At 44.4% G+C, this 18,226-nt stretch carries 15 protein-coding genes; 7 read left to right on the plus strand and 8 right to left on the minus strand.

Going from position 1 to position 18,226, the window contains the following annotated elements:
- Positions 1-18 precede the first annotated feature (18 nt).
- Positions 19-822: a lactate dehydrogenase subunit LctB gene (gene lctB / locus ACIZ62_RS15430; protein ID WP_111889077.1), complete on the minus strand. Its 804-nt coding sequence runs from the start codon at positions 820-822 to the stop codon at positions 19-21.
- Positions 823-1,261: 439 nt separating this feature from the next.
- Between lctB and ACIZ62_RS15435 the strand changes: the two genes are divergently transcribed.
- Complete coding sequence (locus ACIZ62_RS15435; protein ID WP_111889076.1) at positions 1,262-1,972, plus strand: FadR/GntR family transcriptional regulator; 711 nt, start codon at positions 1,262-1,264, stop codon at positions 1,970-1,972.
- A gap of 343 nt (positions 1,973-2,315) precedes the next feature.
- Here the strand turns inward: ACIZ62_RS15435 and ACIZ62_RS15440 are convergent, their stop codons facing one another.
- The 3 genes from ACIZ62_RS15440 to ACIZ62_RS15450 all read right to left on the minus strand — a co-directional run bounded on the left by ACIZ62_RS15440 (position 2,316) and on the right by ACIZ62_RS15450 (position 6,916).
- Complete coding sequence (locus ACIZ62_RS15440; protein ID WP_414150552.1) at positions 2,316-4,046, minus strand: ABC transporter ATP-binding protein; 1,731 nt, start codon at positions 4,044-4,046, stop codon at positions 2,316-2,318.
- On the minus strand, positions 4,024-5,844 hold the full coding sequence (locus ACIZ62_RS15445) for an ABC transporter ATP-binding protein (RefSeq protein ID WP_414150553.1): 1,821 nt from the start codon (positions 5,842-5,844) through the stop codon (positions 4,024-4,026). Before ACIZ62_RS15445 ends, ACIZ62_RS15440 begins: the two co-directional genes overlap by 23 nt.
- An 85-nt stretch (positions 5,845-5,929) precedes the next feature.
- Positions 5,930-6,916: a helix-turn-helix domain-containing protein gene (locus ACIZ62_RS15450; protein ID WP_414150554.1), complete on the minus strand. Its 987-nt coding sequence runs from the start codon at positions 6,914-6,916 to the stop codon at positions 5,930-5,932.
- A gap of 274 nt (positions 6,917-7,190) precedes the next feature.
- Between ACIZ62_RS15450 and ACIZ62_RS15455 the strand changes: the two genes are divergently transcribed.
- The 4 genes from ACIZ62_RS15455 to ACIZ62_RS15470 all read left to right on the plus strand — a co-directional run bounded on the left by ACIZ62_RS15455 (position 7,191) and on the right by ACIZ62_RS15470 (position 11,429).
- Positions 7,191-7,772 (plus strand): MptD family putative ECF transporter S component, encoded by a 582-nt coding sequence (locus tag ACIZ62_RS15455; RefSeq protein ID WP_414150555.1) that lies wholly within the window; start codon positions 7,191-7,193, stop codon positions 7,770-7,772.
- Positions 7,772-8,491, plus strand: coding sequence for an energy-coupling factor transporter transmembrane component T (locus ACIZ62_RS15460; RefSeq protein WP_414150556.1), 720 nt, complete (start codon positions 7,772-7,774; stop codon positions 8,489-8,491). Before ACIZ62_RS15455 ends, ACIZ62_RS15460 begins: the two co-directional genes overlap by 1 nt.
- 14 nt (positions 8,492-8,505) lie before the next feature.
- Positions 8,506-10,173, plus strand: a complete 1,668-nt coding sequence (locus ACIZ62_RS15465) for an ABC transporter ATP-binding protein (RefSeq protein ID WP_414150557.1) — start codon at positions 8,506-8,508, stop codon at positions 10,171-10,173.
- A gap of 209 nt (positions 10,174-10,382) precedes the next feature.
- Complete coding sequence (locus ACIZ62_RS15470) at positions 10,383-11,429, plus strand: hypothetical protein (protein WP_414150558.1); 1,047 nt, start codon at positions 10,383-10,385, stop codon at positions 11,427-11,429.
- Positions 11,430-11,574: 145 nt separating this feature from the next.
- Here the strand turns inward: ACIZ62_RS15470 and ACIZ62_RS15475 are convergent, their stop codons facing one another.
- The 3 genes from ACIZ62_RS15475 to ACIZ62_RS15485 all read right to left on the minus strand — a co-directional run bounded on the left by ACIZ62_RS15475 (position 11,575) and on the right by ACIZ62_RS15485 (position 15,567).
- The gene (locus tag ACIZ62_RS15475; RefSeq protein ID WP_414150559.1) at positions 11,575-13,059 is read right to left on the minus strand and encodes a phosphomannomutase/phosphoglucomutase; all 1,485 of its coding nucleotides are present in this window, start codon (positions 13,057-13,059) and stop codon (positions 11,575-11,577) included.
- Between the two features lie 172 nt (positions 13,060-13,231).
- A complete protein-coding gene (gene argF, locus ACIZ62_RS15480) occupies positions 13,232-14,215 on the minus strand; it encodes an ornithine carbamoyltransferase (RefSeq protein WP_414150560.1) in 984 nt (327 codons plus the stop codon).
- A 122-nt stretch (positions 14,216-14,337) separates the two neighbouring features.
- The gene (locus ACIZ62_RS15485) at positions 14,338-15,567 is read right to left on the minus strand and encodes an arginine deiminase (RefSeq protein ID WP_414150561.1); all 1,230 of its coding nucleotides are present in this window, start codon (positions 15,565-15,567) and stop codon (positions 14,338-14,340) included.
- Positions 15,568-15,739: 172 nt separating this feature from the next.
- Between ACIZ62_RS15485 and ACIZ62_RS15490 the strand changes: the two genes are divergently transcribed.
- Positions 15,740-16,357: a TetR/AcrR family transcriptional regulator gene (locus tag ACIZ62_RS15490; RefSeq protein WP_414150562.1), complete on the plus strand. Its 618-nt coding sequence runs from the start codon at positions 15,740-15,742 to the stop codon at positions 16,355-16,357.
- Between the two features lie 70 nt (positions 16,358-16,427).
- Entirely contained in the window at positions 16,428-17,816 is a 1,389-nt protein-coding gene (locus ACIZ62_RS15495; protein ID WP_414150563.1) for an MATE family efflux transporter, read from the plus strand.
- Positions 17,817-17,942: 126 nt separating this feature from the next.
- Here the strand turns inward: ACIZ62_RS15495 and ACIZ62_RS15500 are convergent, their stop codons facing one another.
- Complete coding sequence (locus ACIZ62_RS15500) at positions 17,943-18,215, minus strand: Veg family protein (protein WP_111889064.1); 273 nt, start codon at positions 18,213-18,215, stop codon at positions 17,943-17,945.
- Positions 18,216-18,226 lie beyond the last annotated feature (11 nt).

Below are 18,226 nucleotides of genomic sequence, written 5' to 3' on the forward strand. Positions count from 1 at the left end.
GATTTTTTCCTTTCTATCCTAACTATTTTTTCCTAAATATTTTTTTTCGGTTAAAATTCCCATCAGTGCCTCTGCCAGAACCTTGCCATCACCGGAAAAGCTTGTTTTTTGCACGTTGCTTTCTGGTGGGAAGATCCGTTCTACCTGGGTAGGAGAGCCGCTGAGTCCATATTTTTTTTCGTCGTTATCGTACATATCTTTTAGCGTTAACACCTTAATTTCGGGATTTTCGGAGATTTCCAGTTTGCGTTTATAAGAAGGTAATCGCGGGGTATAAATATCCTTATCAACGGTGATCAGGCAAGGGTATGGTACCCGCTGGATTTCCAGGGATTCTTCCATATTCATTTGCAGGGTCAGTCCCTTTTCATCGGCAACTAGAATTTTGATCACATTAGTAACGTGGGGAACTCCCAGAAATTCGGCCATTTCCGGGCCAACTTGGGCAGTATCACCATCGGTGGTCTGCTTGCCACAGATGATCAGATCAAAATCGCCCAGTTTTTTAGCACCTTGGGCTAATGTATAGCTCGTCGCTACTACATCGGCACCACCGAATTTTCGGTCTGATAATAAACATCCCTCATCGGCACCCATGTAAAACGATTCAAAAAGCACCGCTTTGCTTTGCATCGGCCCCATTGACAAGGTCGTAATCGTACCGCCTAATTCTTCTTTTAAACGAAATGCCGTTTCCAAGCCATATAAATCATAGGGGTTCAACTTTGATTCAACCCCATCCCGAATCAGGACCCCTGTTTCCGGATCCACTTCCACATTGGACGTTCCAGGAACCTGTTTGATACATACCAGTATTTTCATACTCACCCTCCATAAAATAAATTAAATTGACATTTGTAAGTGACTCATGAGCTTTGTGTTCCGTTTTGCAAATGCCTAATTATGCACATCATTATCCATGCGAAATTTTTTTGCTGCCGTTTTTTTTGCAAGCGGCAGCAAGACACTGATCGCTCATTATAAATTTCGCTGTTACCTGTTAAACCCTCTTAAACCCATTCATAAACCGCTTGACAAAAATTCTGATAAAATTTGATAAAATTCTACTATCATTGGTCTAGTGGTCAGACCACTAACCTGTTGCCATTATATGCGTTTCGTAAATCCTTGTCAAGTGTTAAAATAACGTTTTCAAAAAAAACTTTACGTTCCGTTTTTTTATCCTTTTGAATTTTAAAACCGGCTATGGTATAATAATGTATTATGACTTTTATAAAATTGAATGAAAAGAAGTGTTTAGATGTTTAAAGAAATTGCACACACCAAAATATATTTGCAGATTTACGAGCAAATTAAAGAAAATATTGTCAAAGGTAATTTAAAAAGCGGTGACCGGCTGCCCTCTGAACGGCAATGGGCCGAGCAATTAGGCGTATCCCGGGCCACCATCCGTGAAGCCATTCGCGCATTGGAGATGATTGGTCTGGTGGTCTGTCAGCAGGGTGAAGGCAATTTTATTGCTGAGGATTTTGAAGATACCCTGACCCAGCCCCTGACCATTATGTTCTGGCTGAGCAATGGTCAGCTCAGAGAGGTCCAGGAGCTCCGCCGGGCGCTGGAAACCGAGGCGGCCAAACTGGCGGCAAAAAAAATGACCCCTGAACGTTTTGCCAGTCTTGAAAAACTCTGCGATGCCATTGAAACTGAAACCGATGAAGCTATTCGGGCAGAACTGGACAAGCGCTTTCACTATGAGATTGCCATGGCCTCGGAAAACAAGATGATTCATAACGTTTTATTATCGTCGGCAACACTGATTGAAGCGTTGATCAAGGATATTCGAATTGCCATCTTAACAGATGAGGAACGCGGCCCGGTGATTGATTTGCAACACCGTAAAATCCTCAATGCCCTAAAAGCTAAAGAACCCCTTAATGCGGCCTTTGCCATGTCTCAGCATATGGATCTGATCGACGGATTTGTGGCCGGATTAGAGATTGATAAAAATTGAGAAACGTGCGGCATGAATTCGCTCATGTTGCACGCTTTTTATTTTTTGAACGAGTGCTATTGGCGTCTTTTCCCAACCTGAACGCGTGATAAACCGATCGTCTTGCGGCGATCCGGCACCAACTAAAAAAGTTACCGACTATTTTTAAAAAAGTCTTGAGGTAAGCAAATGAAAAAGGCTTTGTATCTGTTACTGGGGTGTATCAGTCAGGTACTTAGGGTTTTTCTTTGGTATTAAAACCATTGCTGTAGAAGATTCCTCCACCGATATAGAATAGCCGTAAAAAAAGCACTGCATTGTACAATGCAGCGCTTTTTTTTGATTCTTATTTTGTATTAAACAACTATCGCTCATATTGGGCCGTCAGCATGGTTGCAAAGATGCCCTTTTTCTCTTTAAGTACCTGAGGACTTCCAGTTTCAGCAATCATGCCATCCTTGATGACCACAATTTTATCGGCCCCTAAAACAGTTCGCATGCGATGGGCAATAATCAGCACGGTCTTGTTTTTTACCAGCTCGCCCAGGGCACTTTGAATCTTGCTTTCATTTTCAGCGTCCAGGGACGCGGTTGCCTCATCGAGCAGAATAATCGGTGCATCTTTTAAAATCGCCCGGGCAATCGAGATTCGCTGGCGTTCGCCGCCGGACAATTTTTCGCCATTTTCCCCGATCCGGGTATCATAACCCTGAGGCAGTTGCTTGACAAACTCGTCGCATTGGGCCAGTTGGGCTGCTTTAAAAACTTCCACATCAGAGGCATCTTTTTTTCCCAGGCGAATGTTCTCCAGAACACTGGAATTAAACAGGGTAACATCCTGAAAAACGATCGAATAATGATTAAGCAGGGCCTCCGGGTCAACCTGGGAAATGTCATTGCCACCCAGGGTAATGGCCCCTTTTTCAATATCCCAGAAGCGTGCCGCCAGCTTGGCAATGGTGCTTTTTCCGCCGCCGGAGGGTCCCACCAGAGCGGTGACTTCTCCCTGGCGGGCGGTAAAACTGATATCTTTCAAGGTTTCTATATCATCCTGATAAGAAAAACCGACATTCTTAAACTCGACATGATAGTGTTGCGGATTAAATGCGGTGACTCCTTCCTGCTTGGGCATCTGGGCCATCTCTTTCATCCGGTCGATGCGGACATTTAGATATAAGAGCAGGGCCAGGTTATTCATCACATCCATAATCGGGTTATAGATCCGAGCGGTAATGACCATAAAAACCAGATAAGCAAAAACGTTGATCGTGCCCTGGGCTAACAGCGTGGCCCCGTATAGCATCACACTGGGAAGCCCCAGCTTAAGCAGCACATAGGAAAGATTAATGGCCGCCCCGGTTAACAGCTCCCCTTTAATCATGTCGTTTTCCAATTGATCAAGCAATCCCCCCAGTTCTTTTGAAAAGGTCGCTTCCTGATTGTAGGATTTTATTTCCTGAGCGGAATCGAGCCCTTCCTGCATCTTATCTGAAATCACTCTTTTACTCTGATAAAGCTCGTTGTGCACCGTACTCTGGTATTTTCTGGACAAATAAAAAACCAGCGCCGCCACTGGCACAACCCAGAAAACTGCCAGGGATAACTGCCAATTATAGAAAAACATCATGATCCCCATCACCATAATTGTGATCACAGAGGCATAAATCTGGGGAACCGCATGAGAAAAAAGGGTTTCAATCTGGGTTGCATCTTCCATGATGGTTGAACTTAAATCGGCAATGTCCTTTTTTCCAAAAAAAGCCAGCGGTAGCTTGCGCAGTGTTTCAGCCAGATTGATCCTACTTTTGGCACTTTCCTCATAGATCTTGGTGTAGGCCAAGCGGTACTGAAAATAAGCGATCGCAAACATCACCAGGAACAATACCACCGCCATGATCACATAATACCTTAAACTGTTTTGCGGTGAAGTCGCTGGTGATAACAGCACCTGCATGTATTCATCTAAAAAGATAAAGCCAAGAACCACCGGTGCCATAAAGGAAAATTCCATAACAATTGTCCAGATTATGGCCTTTAAAAGATCGCTAGCCCCTTTTTCCGACAAGGCATATTTATTTTGAAAGTATTTGATCATCTTGACCTCCATTGTTTGCACTGCGGGCGTCGATTTTCCACGCCACGGTTTGTTGATATTCATCCCACATTCTTCGGTAACAACCACCTCGCTCCAGCAAGTCCTGATGACTGCCCTGCTCGACGATTCGACCATTGTCAATCACTAGAATCCGATCCACATTTTGAACGCTGGTCAGGCGGTGAGCGATCATCAGTGTTGTTTTTCCCTTGCTCAGGGCTTTAAGGGCTTTCTGGATTAAATGCTCATTTTCCGGATCGGCAAAGGCAGTGGCTTCATCGAGCAGCACAATCGGCGCATCCTTGACCATGGCCCGGGCAATCGCAATCCGTTGTTGCTCACCGCCGGAAAGGTAGGTCCCTTTTGCCCCGATCACGGTATTCATACCCCCGGGAAGGTGATCAATGATTTCCCGCGACTGCGATAAATCAATGGCACGGTTAATTGTTTCGCTACTAACGCCTTCTTTCCCGAAGACAATGTTTTCTTTTAATGTGGTCTTAAAAAGCTTGGTGTTCTGGAAAACCAGAGCAATCTTATCCATTAGTTCGTTTTTGGGAATCGCTTTGACATTAATTCCGCCGACTAGCACTTCCCCCGCATCGACATCCCAAAACCGGGCTGCCAGCCGCGCAATCGTGGTTTTTCCGCCACCAGAGGCCCCAACTAAAGCCATGGTTTCTCCTGGTTTTAATTTAAAACTGATTTTATCAATGGCTTTTTTATCGGCCCCTTGATAGGAAAACACCACGTCTTTAAATTCCAGACTGTATTCTTCGATGCGTTCGGTTTTTTTTGCCTCCGCCATTGCCGGATATTGAATCAGGTGATCAAACCGATCGATGGCCTGTTCGGCAATCATGGTGTTTTGCTGAAAGTGCATGGATTTCATTAGCAGCATCGAAAATATCGGCGTGATCAATAAATAAAAAATAAAATCTGCCAACACCATCGGCAGGCTATCCCCTCTGCCAATGAGCAAAATTGCCATCGGGATCAGAAAAAAAACAGCCGACTGCATCACCACGGTATAAAACGACATCGGTTTTTGCCAGAGTCGGGTGTAGGCCGCTACCATCTCTTTATATTTAACAATACTGTCATAAAACCGCTTAAACGAAAAAATGCTTTGACCAAAGGTTTTCACTACCGGAATGCCGCGAATGTATTCCACCGACTCCGAGCTCATTTCTTCCAGGGCATCATAATAGCGCTTCTGAAATTCCTTGCCCTTATCGCTCATCATAAAGCTCATAGTGATAAAACCAATTATAATCGGAATCATCGAAGCCAAACCCATCCGCCAGTCGACCGTAAAAATCAGTACGATCAGTACAATAGGAGAAACCACGCTGCCGGCAATGTCCGGCAATTGATGGGCTAAAAAGCCGTGGGTTGTGGCGGCACCATCATTGACAATCTTTCTGATTTTCCCACTGGAATGCTGATCAAAAAAGCCCAGCGGCATGGCCATAATTCTTTCCATACCCAGCTTCTGCATTCCGATTTCGACATGAAAAGCCGCCAGATGAGAGCTTAACAACGACAAAAAATAAATAACCACGCCCAATATGGCGCACCCCAATGCCAGCCAGGCATAAAAATCGATATTGCTCAGCTGGGTCATCTGCGGATTTAGCAACAGCTCCCGGGTAATGAACCAGACAAACACAAAAGGTACAATATTAAGCACCGCTGATAAGCCTGACAAGATCAGCGATACGGGCAAAAGCACTTTCTTTCTTCCCATATAGGGAGTAAACCTTTTTAAAATAAACTTCTTTTTTTCTGTGTGCATACGTTTATCCTTTCTTTTTCCAAAAAGTACAGCCTTGTTAGGAATTCCTAACAAGGCTGATTATATGCATTCTATCTCCCCTTCTCTACTCCAACCGGATGCTTCCGACTCCAATTAGACAATTTTTTTTATATTGCATTGGTGATACGGCCAACTCCTTTTTAAAGGCGGCAGCGAATTTGCTGGCATTACTGTAACCCACTCGCCCGGCAATTTCAGTGACATTTTCTTTTCCTTCTAAGAGCATCTGGGCGGCAATCTGCATGCGATAGCCCCGGACAAAAGAAAAAATGGTTGTGCCATAGACCCCTTTAAAACAGGTTTTCATGGCCGTTAATGAAATACCAAATTGGCGCGAAAGCTCATTTAAGGTAAATTGCTGATCCAGATGACTAACCAGATAGTGCTTGATCTGTTTAACACACTCCACCTGAGCACGACTTAAATATTGCGGCACCTCAAAATTCTGACTGACATCAACGGTGCTAAGAAACAAAAACAGCTCCAAAATTTTTAATTTAAAATACCCCCGTTTAATTTCATTCGGAACGGTGTAAAGCTCCGAAAAAATATGATTAATCGCTGTCGTAGCCCGCATAATAAAACAATGATCCCCGAAACAGAGCCGCTCCCGCAACGCATAAAGATCGATTTCGATATCCTCCATCAAATGATTCGAAAGTGTTTTGGCCGCTTCTAAATCAATCACCACCGAAATGCCGTAATAATGCTCCAGCGGAAAACTGGAATTTTTTGTCCGCCTTCCTAACATATTGACGGAAAAATCTCCCTCTTTCAAATAAACAAAGGATCCATCCTGCAATTCCGTTTCAAAACGTCCCTGATTACAATGATTGATTTCCATGACATTTTTTTTGGGATACCGATTGTCAAAACACTCCCCCATCTTAAAGTCATTATAGGTCAGCTCAATTCCCGGAAAGACCTCATAGCTTGTCATGGTTCCCTTTCCGTTTTCTGCAAAAAATTCATAAACGGTACAGTGTTCGTTTATCGCTACTATTTTTATATTGCTATGATAGTGTTTTAAATTCTCAAATAGAAACCCCATTTCAGTCCCTCCATTATTGTTATATAAGTATAACACTTTTCTAAGAAGAATCACAAGCTTTTCATTTAATTGACATCAAAAAATTTAATAACTCTTATCTGCCATTGAAATTTTTGTCTTTTTGGAGCCTTATTAACGAATCAGAGTGGAAATAATCATGATAAATTGCTATGCTTTCATTGAATCTATTTAAATAACCGCCAGCAGGCGGTTTATTTTGGCAGATTCAGTTAGCTTTATCTAACTATTATGTGCTTTACTTCAGGAGGTTTTTATGAACAACAAACTGCAAGCCAAGGATTTAATTAATGTCGGTATTTTTACAGCAATTTATTTTGTAGTTTTCTTTGCCACCGGTATGGTCGGTTATATTCCCGTTTTAATGCTGGCGATCCCCTTTCTTTGCCCGATGGTTGCCGGGATACCCTTTATGCTTTTTCTGACCCGAGTTAATAAATTCGGGATGGTCACCATTATGGGTACTATCCTAAGTCTGCTGATGATGCTCACCGGCCATCCCTGGATTGGTGTTCCCTTTGGGGTGGCTTTCTCACTAATCGCCGATGTGATACTCAAATCCGGCAATTTTACCGATTGGGGGAAGATCCGCATCGGTTACGTGGTTTTTAGTGAGTGGTTAATCGCTCTATTCATTCCGATATTTTTTATGCGGGACAGTTATTTTGTAACCATTCGCGAAGGTTATGGGGATTACTACACTGATACGCTGATGGCCATTACCCCAACCTGGGTTTTCTTTCTGATGATCGTGTTCATCGCCCTGGGCGCATTAGCTGGGGCCTATCTGGGCAAAGCGATCCTGAAAAAACATTTTAAACGGGCCGGTATTGCCTGATGAATCCATCAACCTTTGCCAATGAGCGACGCAGTCATTTCTGGCTGGACCCCAGAACAAAAATTCTGATGCTTCTGGTTGTCAATATTGTCCTCATCGGCGGTGGCTACAGCGGCTTATCCGCTGTCATACGGCCACTTTTAGCGTTGTTTCCGCTGTTTCTACTCCTTGCTGAGCGTCAGTATCGGCCAGCTATTTTTTATTTTATTTTTATTGCCCTGGCCATGAGTGCTGAGATCTTTCTGGTCACTCAGACCCAGGGGCTTTTAAATCTCGTTTTGGTCATTGGTTCCGGCCTGCTGTCCCGGTTGATTCCACCATTAGTGATGGGCTATTATCTGGTTACCACCACCAAGATCAGCGAATTCGTAGCGGCCATGGAACGCATGCATCTACCGCCCCAGATCATTATTCCTTTTTCGGTGATGCTTCGCTTTTTTCCCACTGTGGCTGAAGAAAATGCCGCCATTTCTGACGCCATGCGGATGCGGGGAATTCGTTTTGGCGGCAAAAATATTGGTACCATGCTGGAGTACCGGGTTGTTCCCGTACTGATGTGCACCGTAAAAATTGGTGAAGAACTGTCTGCCGCTGCCCTGACCCGGGGACTGGGGAAGCCGATTAAACGAACCAATATCTGCCGGGTCGGGTTTGGTCTCATCGACTGGATTTTAATTGCCGTAACCCTGACTTTGTTTTTTGCCTGGATTCTTTTATAATAAAGGAGATTACCATGATCCAATTAAGCCATATCAATTTCACCTATGAAAACAGCGAGGGCGGTGGTTGCCTTCATGATCTTAATTTAACCATCAATCGGGGGGAAGTCATTTTACTGTGTGGCGGCTCCGGTTGTGGCAAAACCACCTTGACCCGTTTGATCAACGGTCTGATTCCCCACTTTTACAGCGGCCAGCTTTCCGGCGAGGTTTTAGTAAACGGCAAGAATGTTTCACAAATCCCCCTCTATGATACTGCTGAACTGGTTGGTTCCGTTTTTCAAAATCCCCGAAGTCAGTTTTTTAATGTCGATACTACCAGTGAGTTGGCTTTTGGCTGTGAAAATATGGGCTTAGCAGCCGATGAAATCGGTCGCCGAATTGACGATGTTTCCCGGGATTTATGTCTTGATATGTTGCTGGAGCGGAGTATTTTTGCCTTGTCCGGTGGTCAGAAACAAAAGATCGCCTGTGGCTCGGTGGCGGCCCTAGAGCCTGAAATAATCGTACTTGATGAACCCTCTTCCAATCTGGACGCGAAAGCTACCCGGGAACTCCAATCCTTAATTGCGCTATGGAAATCCCAGGGGAAAACCATCGTCATCGCTGAACACCGACTTCACTATTTGCAGAAGCTGGCCGATCGCGTTGTTTTGATGGATAAGGGGCGGATTATCAAAATCTATCCCGGCACGTCCTTTTCACTTTTGCCCAAAGCCGAACTGGAGCGGATGGGGCTGCGGATTCTAAAGCTTAAATCATTGTATGGGACACCCTTGGCTGTTCGTCCCGCTTTTAAGAGCACTTTTTCGATCTGTGATTTTAATTATGCCTATCGCCATTGTGATCCATGCCTGAAAATTGCCAACGCCTGCCTGCCCAAGGGTGCTGTTATTGCAGTAATTGGCGAAAACGGCTGCGGGAAAACCACCTTTGCCCGATGCCTATGCGGACTCGAAAATAAGTGTTCCGGTACCCTTAACATCAGCGGCTGTGATCTAAAGTCTCGGGATCGTCTAAAAAACTGCTTTATGGTGATGCAGGATGTCAACCATCAGCTGTTTTCCGAAAGTGTTCTGGATGAGCTGCTGATTTCCATGAACGAAGAAAACGAAGCCGAAGCCCTAAAAATCCTGGAGAGCCTTGATCTGTCTGAGCTCAAAGACCTGCACCCGATGTCTCTTTCAGGCGGACAAAAGCAACGGGTTGCGATTGCCTGTGCTGTCGCTTCCTGCCGTCCCTTTATCCTTTTTGATGAACCCACCAGCGGTTTGGATTTAAAACATATGCAGCAGGTGGCAACTAATATCCAGCAACTTTCGGATCTGGGGAAAACTCAGTTTGTTATCACCCATGATCCCGAACTGATTCTGGCGGCTTGCACCCACGTTCTCCACCTGGATGATGGCGATATTAAGAAAATTTACCCTCTGGATGATGGCGGTGTCACTGAAATGCTATCTTTCTTTATTGCCGATGATGGCCTTTCTAGTAGGGTATCTGATGGTTCTGGTCTTTATCCTGGCGTTGAGCTTTTACAGCCTGCCGATTGGGCTGATTGCCCTGTCCGGTATTGCCCTTTCCGGCCTCGCACTGATACTGATCTGGATGGGGCAGCGCAGCAAACGCAATTCAACGGTCCACGCCAGCTCCCAGGAGGAAATGGTCGGCGCGGTGATTGAATATGTCCGGGGCATTTCGCTGGTCAAGGCCTTTTCACAACAGGGGGTTTCAGTTGCTGGGATCCGAACAGCCTTTGAAAAAAGCCGCGGATCAATATTAAAATCAAAAAGGACTATATCCTCTGTAATTGAGAAAATATAAATTATCTTGAATGTGTTGAACTGTAAGCGTATACTTTATATAAGACTAATAAGAAAGCGAGAAAAAAATGAAAAAAAGTATTCGCAAATGTTTTGTCGGGATGTTAGCCTTATTGTTGAGTGTCGGGATGGTTCCGACAACTGTGTGGGCTGAAACGACTCCCAATGTCCGCTATCGGACCCACGTTGAAAATAAAGGCTGGCAAGAATTTGTTTCCGATGGCGTTCTCAGTGGGACAACCGGCGAAAACTTACGGTTAGAAGGCATACAAATCGAACTTGAAAATCAGGTCGCAAATCTTGACGTCGCTTATCAAACCCATATCCAGAATTATGGTTGGGAAGATCAAGGCGATAACACCAACTGGAAAAAGAACGGCGAAACAAGCGGAACCACCGGCGAAAGCTTACGGTTAGAAGCCATTCAAATTAAACTGACTGGCGATACTGCTGATCAATTTGATATCTGGTATCAGGTTCATGCTCAGAATATGGGTTGGCTTGCCTGGACTAAAAACGGCGAAAGTGCTGGCACCGAAGGATTTGGCTATCGCCTTGAAGGCATCAAAATTCAGATCCTGCCGGCCGGTTCAAGTGCCCCCAGTGGCACAGTGGATCAAGACGAACCGTTTTATAAAAAATTGATTCAAAGCCCGCATGAGGCGATTACCTATTTAAAACAATTGCTGGGTCAATTAGGGATGCGCGTAGATGAAGATTATAAATATACAGGGTATTGTAACAAAGGATTTAAATTAACTGCAGTTAATAGTCCTATTCAGGCACAACCTTACATTGTCTCTCCTAAAGGAAGTCTATTTAATGATTTTAAACAAATCTACTTATTTCAAGCCGCAGGTGATGAAACGATCTGCTATCTAGCCACTGAAGACGAAGCTAGACAGTATCTTGATGACTATCTAATCACATCCGAAACCGATGTTCCTGAAATCATCGAGTTTCAAGGAACCTTCATGCAAGGTGGCTATTGGTTTTATGGCTATGATGAAATTGAAGGTAAAAAGACTACCATCTTCGAGTATACCGTTTACCCCGGCGGCAATATTTACGACAATATTTTAAACCAATACATCTATGAATACTCGGTCGTTTAAACTTTAATCGATCCGTTGGCAATCGTTAATCCGATTGTTTCCGATCGTCAAAATACCTCAGCTCCGGCGATTCCTAACATTAACGAAGTAAAACAAAAAAACAGGATGGTTAAAACCCTTCCTGTTTTTTAGTACCATTTTTTAATTAAACTAAGGCTTCAAATTTTTGTAGGTATTCTTTCAGCACCGTCTCAATGATCACACAGCCCCCGACCGTATCGGATTCGATATTAAGGGGCATAATCGGATCGTGCAGAGACATCCGCAACAGACACCAGCCGTTACCGGCCGTTTCATCACAGCTTACCCGAACCCCTTCATAATTAGGCGCTACCACGGTCCAACCGGGTTGGCTGGCGGCAAATCTTTCAAAATCGGCCAGCACCTTTTGTCCATAGTCTTTAAAATTCTCAGTGGCTATTTTATAGCGTATCTCTTCGGCTTCGACCGGCTCTTTCAGTCCTGCCAGAAACGAGCTAATCGGTTTGCCAGCCTGGTGGAGTTCGGCAAACTTAATCAGCGCCATAGTGACCAGATAAGCGCCATCGTCGAGAAAATAGTTTTCTTTAATAGCGCCGTGGCCGCTGGTTTCCATGGCTAAATGGGTTTCGATACCTTCTTCATTTAACCGGATCGCTTCGTTGATGACATTTTTATAACCGCGTTTAAAACGATGATGTTTCCCGCCAAGGCTCTCAATATACTCGGTTAACCCGGTGGAGGTAATCGAATCCGTAACGATGGTTGACCCCGGATAATCCGCTAAAAGCAGACTGGCAATAAAAGCAATAAAGCCATTGCGGTTAATAGCATTCCCTTTTTCATCAATAATCGCCGCCCGATCCACATCGGTATCAAAGATGATGCCCAGATCGGCCTGGTTGTCCAACACCGCCTTGGAGATATGGGCAATGGCCACGGCATCTTCCGGGTTGGGCACGTGGTTGGGGAAATGGCCGTCGGGCTCCAAATACTGGCTGCCGCTGGTATCAGCACCCAGCGGTTTTAACACCTGGTCAACAAAAAATCCGCCGGCTCCGTTACCGGCATCAACCACAATCCGGGCTCCGGCCAGCGGTTGCTCCGTTTTTGTTTTTTCGCGGATAAACGCGACAATATTTTTAGAATAGGACGGTAAAAAATCATAGTCCTGTGCCTGTCCGCCGGGCGTGAAGGATGTTTCAATCGTTTCGGCCAGTGCCAGAATCTCGCTGATATCGGCTTTGTCAAGGCCGCCATCGCGGGTGAAAAACTTAAGTCCATTTCGGTTAAAAGGCAGATGACTGGCGGTTACCATTATCGCCCCATCAGCCTCGATAACCGGATCGATGGTAGTCATAAACATCGCCGGGGTGGTGGCAATCCCGCATTGATAGACCTTGTTGCCCTTGCTGACCAGACCCAAAGCCACGGCCTGCGCCAGGTGGGTTCCAGACAGCCGGCTGTCTCTTCCGACCGCAAAGGTCAGCGGTGCTTTGCCTGATTTTTTTTCCAGCCAGGTGGCAAACGAAAAGGCTATTTTCATGGCCATGTCCTGGGTGAAATTAACGGCTTCGCCGGCAATCCCTTCAAGTGCCACCCCCCGAACATCGGAGCCATTCTGCAATTTTCTAATATCTTTAATCTCCATTTATTGTTAATCTCCTGGTATGAATCACGTACTAAGATCCGGGCCGTTTAGGCTATGCTGTTCTGGTTGAGCGAAACCTCGAGTACTCGGCGGATTAATTTATTAAAGCCCGCCGCGTATCAATAATACGCAAGGATTTGAATAAATTGATCCAATAACGTAATCGGGCATTTTAGCCAACCAGAGACGACACCATCACGGCTTTGATCGTATGCATCCGATTTTCAGCCTCATCAAAGACCTTGGAATGTTTACTGCGGAAGACCTCATCAGTAACTTCCATTTCAGTTAGCCCGAATTTTTCCTTAACTTCCCGGGCGACGGATGTCTCCTGATCATGGAAGGCTGGTAAACAATGAAGAAAGATCACCTCATCATTACCAGTCGCCTTAATCATTTCCATGTTCACCTGGTATGGTGATAACAGCTTGATCCGTTTAGCCATCTGATCTTCTTCACCCATGGATACCCAGACATCAGTATAGATGGCATCAGCACCTTTGACCCCGGCTTTAATATCGGCAGTCAGGGTAATGGTTCCCCCGGTTGTTTTGCAAAGTGCTTTCATTTCAGACACCAGTGTTTCTTCCGGGAACAGGGATTCAGGGGCCACCGCCACAAAATGCATCCCCAGTTTGGCACAACCGATCATTAGAGCGTTGCCCATATTATTCCTGGCATCTCCCACATAAGCCAGTCGTTTTCCTTTAAGCGATCCGAAATTTTCCTGGATGGTCAGCATATCGGCCAAAATTTGAGTGGGATGATCTAAATCGGTTAAGCCATTCCAAACTGGCACTCCGGAATATTCGGCCAGCGTTTCCACTGTCTTTTGTTCAAAGCCGCGAAACTCAATACCATCATAAAAACGTCCCAAAACGATGGCGGTATCCTCAATCGATTCTTTTTTGCCCATTTGACTATTGGTCAAAAAGGTGACATTAGCTCCTTCATCAAAAGCCGCCACTTCAAAGGCACAACGGGTTCTTGTTGAAGTTTTTTCAAAAATAAGAACAATGTTCTTACCTTTTAGCAGGGTGCCCACCTCGCCTGATTTTTTCTTTGCTTTTAGTTTAGCTGAATAATCAATGAGATACTGTATTTCAGCTGGGGTAAAATCTTTTAATGTCAATAAATGACGACCTTTTAAATTCATAACGCTTCCTCCGTTTATCTCTTCTTTCATCTATTTTAACTGATAATCTTTACTTTCACAAGATAACATCGTTCATCTACAATCAATTCTATAAAACCAACTGCTATGACGATCGGATTTGTTTAAAACGCGTCCCGATAAAGGGGCATCGTCATACAGCGAGGGCCGCCCCGACCCCGTACCAGTTCAGATGCTTCAATACCAATCACTTCAATACCATTTTGACTGAGCACCTCATTGGAGCGCTCATTTCGGGTATAAGCAACAATGACACCCGGGGCAATTGCCAGCGTGTTGGTACTGTCATTCCATTGTTCCCGGGCGGCGGCAACCGGGTTGCCGCCGCCACTTTCAATGAGGCTAATGGCCGGCAAATCGAGCACTGACTTAAGTGCCTCAATCAAACTGTCTTTTCGTTCATAATGCAGATAATCCGCTTTGCCAGGGGTCATAATGACCGTTTCCACCTGTTCAAGTATCCCCGGGTAGACAATAAACTTGTCAACGTCTACCATCGTAAAGACGGTATCCAAATGCATAAAGGCCCGGTTGCGAGGGATTTTTACTGCCAACACCTTTTTTATGCCCAACTCTGCCTTAAATAGGTTTTTAGCCAGTTCTTCAACCCCCTGAACCTCAGTTCGTTCACTACACCCCACCGCCACTGCAGTGGGGCTTAAAATCAGGACATCGCCACCTTCCACTGAAAAGAAGTTGGTATCCTGGTAAAAGGTTTTATTTGCACAACTTTTAAAGATCGGATGATGTTCATAAATAGCCGCTAAATAGCGACTCTCACGTTTTCTAGTCCGGGTGCCCATGGCAGAAATGCACATGCCATCATGAATAGCCACAGCTGGATCGCGCATAAAATACAAATTTGGCACGGGATTTAAATAAAAAGCATAGGGTTCCGGGCCTTTTAAATAATCAGTCAGCACCCGGTGCCGATCGATATGGTCAAGTTCTTTTTGCAGCACCCCGGCAATTAGGGCATCGCCCAGGGCATTGCTGTCTAAGGACATCAGGTATTCATTTAAGAATCCATCAATGTAGTTTCCCGATGAGGGATTCTTGTCGATGACTTCAGCGATGATATTCTCCCGAACCGCGGTATTTTTTAAAATATCTTTTAATAAGTCCTCGACATAAAGCACCTCGGCCCCCCGTTTTCTAAGGATCGTGGCAAAGGCATCGTGCTCCTCCTGCATCCGTGCCAGCCAGGGGATATCCTCAAACAATAATTCCTTAAGGGAATCCGGAACAATCCGTTCTAGTTCCTTTCCCGGTCGGTGAACCAGGACCTTCTTCAGCTTTCCAATTTCAGATTCTATTCTTATATTTTTAACCATCTATTTACTCCTTTTTCAATACCACTCATTATATCATCGGTGATAAAAAAATCCACCTATTCTTAACGAACTACGTTTTTCTATTTTTCAAATAGTTATTGACACCGCAAAAATTTAATAGTAAAATAAATCCCACAATATAACACTGTTATATTATGGGGAGGTATCCGGTATGTGCGAAAAGAAACAATCCACTCTGGACAGAATCATGGCTGAAGGCAAGAAAGAATTCTTAGACAAAGGTTTTAAAGATGCTTCTCTCAGGAATATAGTAAAATCTGCCGGTGTGACAACTGGAGCCTTTTACGGCTATTTTTCCGATAAAAAAGCTTTATTTGAAGCGCTGGTTGATCCTGCTGTTAAAGGGTTTAAGGAACAGTTTATCGCCGTACACAAAGCATTTGAGCAACTCCCCCGGGACGTTAAAATGCGAGTTGCTTATGATGACTCTTCACCCCATCAGAAAGAGCTCATCACCTATATCTATGATCATTTTGATGCTTTTAAACTGCTAATCAGTTGTGCTGAAGGCACTGCTTATGCCGATTTCATAAACAGCCTGGTTGAAACTGAAGTCGCAGCCACCCTGGATTTTATCCGGGACACCGGTTGTGACGCCCTGATCTCTGGACGGGCCTCACCCGAAATGTTGCATATACTCTCGAGTGCCTACTTTGCTGCCGTTTTCGAAATCGTTGTTCATGACATGCCTAAATCAGCGGCCGACAATTATATTGAAAACATCCGGATTTTTTTTACTGCCGGATGGAAATCAATATTATATTTATAAAACCGAGGTTCCTTGTGAACCTCAAAAAAACATTTTCGTGTTAGACATTTCTAACTTAAAAGGAGTTGCAATGAAAGAAACAGTTGTAAATAGTAAAGAACGACAAAAGCAGTCAATCTTAGCCGACAACCTGTGGAAGGTCATGTTTAATGTTTCCTGGCCGGCCATCATCGCGATGGTTCTTTATGGCTTGAATTCTATCCTGGACGCAATCTTTGTCGGCCAATTTGTCGGCGAAGTCGCTCTGGCTGGGGTTTCAGTGGCCTATCCACTTGCGCAAATCAGTGTCGCTTTTGGCTCCCTTGTTGGCGTCGGCGCCGGTTCTGTCCTCAGCATTGCTTTAGGCAAACAGGACAAGCAAGTCCAGGAAAAGCTCATGGGTAATGTCAACTTACTCGCACTGCTAATAACGATAATCTATATGGTCATCACCCTGATCTTTTCAAAACAGCTCCTTACCTTCATGGGTGGCAGCGGCGAATCCCTTGTCTTTGGTGACGCTTATTTCAGAGCAACAATCTGGGGCGCATTTTTCTGGATTTACGGTTTAGCAGGCAATATGATTGTTCGTGCCGAGGGCAAAATGAAATCAGCCGCTGTTATGATGGGTGCCGGATTAGTTATTAATGTTATCGCCAATTATATCCTGATGGGCGTATTCAATTTCGGTGTGGTCGGCGCTGCCTGGGGCACCAACATCGGGATGCTTGTTTATACGTTAATTGGCTGGTTTTACTTTGGCAAGGGTTTTTCAACTTTCAAAACAAAAATGCTGTCCTTAAGCTGGGATAAAGAGATTGGAACAACCATCATCCGCCTGGGTCTGCCTTCCCTGATTATGAGTTTTATGAGCCTTATTCAGGCTGTATTAGTTTTTAACGCATTGGCTAAATATGGTACCACTGCCGATATAGCCTTTTATGGGGTCGTATATCGTATTTTCACCTTCCTGATGACCCCTATTTTTGGATTAATGCGGGCTTTACAGCCGGTTATCGGGATCAATTATGGTGCCGGTCAATATGATCGGGTGATCAGTTCCTATAAAATTTTTGCGCTATCTGCGATGTTACTGACACTTCCATTTTGGATTATTTCTATGATCTCCCCTGAGTCAATCTTGGGACTGATGCTTGCCGATCAGGTGTTTGAAGTTACGCTACTTGGTTATTTCAGAATTTACATGGCCATCCTACCACCATTGTCGATTATCTTTATGGCGATGACCCTATTCCCTTCAATCGGCAAGGGAAAACCAGCCGCCTTAATCGGAATCGCCAGACAATTGGTTTTTTATGTTCCAGTCATGTTATTTTTACCGGGAATCGTCGGTGTCGCTGGTATCTATTACGGCTCTTTTGCCATTGACGTCGTGATTGTTATCTGGACAGCTTTTATGGTTCGAAAAGAATTTAACTTATTGCGAACCCGCGCTCAGGAAGTCCGTTTAACGACATAATTTAAAGAAAACCACTTCGAGAAGAACTAAGTTCTTTGTTCGCTTCAATCGAGAGACCTGTGAGCATTGACATAAAAAAAAGAAGAACCTGAGTTCTTCTCTTAATGTGGTTATTTTATGTTGTCGTTATGAAACTAACAGTGCGCCATCCGTTTCATTCTCATCTAGTAATACAATTTTTACACTTTGAGTTAAAAGATCAGAATAACTAAAAGACAATTTCTGTTCTTTTCTTTTATCTTCTTGAACTCGAACGGTAAAAATACTGGGATAAGTGCTTTCAATTACCCCTTCTTTTTGGTAGAGTTTTTTCTTGCTTTTATGTGCTTCAAGTTTGACTCGTTTACCAAGACAATTTTCCACCTCGCGTCTAATGTCCATAATGGTTGCTTTTGGCATGAACTTCACCT

The sequence above is a fragment of the Acetobacterium carbinolicum genome (genome assembly GCF_047456275.1).
In the GTDB taxonomy this organism is placed as follows: domain Bacteria; phylum Bacillota; class Clostridia; order Eubacteriales; family Eubacteriaceae; genus Acetobacterium; species Acetobacterium carbinolicum.

Bases quoted from the DNA above. Each gene is read 5' to 3' on its own strand.
- ACIZ62_RS15475 (WP_414150559.1), bottom strand. From the start codon at position 13,059: ATGGAGATTAAAGATATTAGAAAATTGCAGAATGGCTCCGATGTTCGG.
- ACIZ62_RS15465 (WP_414150557.1), top strand. From the start codon at position 8,506: ATGATCCAATTAAGCCATATCAATTTCACCTATGAAAACAGCGAGGGC.
- argF (WP_414150560.1), bottom strand. From the start codon at position 14,215: ATGAATTTAAAAGGTCGTCATTTATTGACATTAAAAGATTTTACCCCA.
- ACIZ62_RS15450 (WP_414150554.1), bottom strand. From the start codon at position 6,916: ATGGGGTTTCTATTTGAGAATTTAAAACACTATCATAGCAATATAAAA.
- ACIZ62_RS15455 (WP_414150555.1), top strand. From the start codon at position 7,191: ATGAACAACAAACTGCAAGCCAAGGATTTAATTAATGTCGGTATTTTT.
- ACIZ62_RS15485 (WP_414150561.1), bottom strand. From the start codon at position 15,567: ATGGTTAAAAATATAAGAATAGAATCTGAAATTGGAAAGCTGAAGAAG.
- ACIZ62_RS15470 (WP_414150558.1), top strand. From the start codon at position 10,383: ATGAAAAAAAGTATTCGCAAATGTTTTGTCGGGATGTTAGCCTTATTG.
- ACIZ62_RS15440 (WP_414150552.1), bottom strand. From the start codon at position 4,046: ATGATCAAATACTTTCAAAATAAATATGCCTTGTCGGAAAAAGGGGCT.
- ACIZ62_RS15495 (WP_414150563.1), top strand. From the start codon at position 16,428: ATGAAAGAAACAGTTGTAAATAGTAAAGAACGACAAAAGCAGTCAATC.
- ACIZ62_RS15500 (WP_111889064.1), bottom strand. From the start codon at position 18,215: ATGCCAAAAGCAACCATTATGGACATTAGACGCGAGGTGGAAAATTGT.
- ACIZ62_RS15490 (WP_414150562.1), top strand. From the start codon at position 15,740: ATGTGCGAAAAGAAACAATCCACTCTGGACAGAATCATGGCTGAAGGC.
- ACIZ62_RS15435 (WP_111889076.1), top strand. From the start codon at position 1,262: ATGTTTAAAGAAATTGCACACACCAAAATATATTTGCAGATTTACGAG.
- ACIZ62_RS15460 (WP_414150556.1), top strand. From the start codon at position 7,772: ATGAATCCATCAACCTTTGCCAATGAGCGACGCAGTCATTTCTGGCTG.
- ACIZ62_RS15445 (WP_414150553.1), bottom strand. From the start codon at position 5,844: ATGCACACAGAAAAAAAGAAGTTTATTTTAAAAAGGTTTACTCCCTAT.
- lctB (WP_111889077.1), bottom strand. From the start codon at position 822: ATGAAAATACTGGTATGTATCAAACAGGTTCCTGGAACGTCCAATGTG.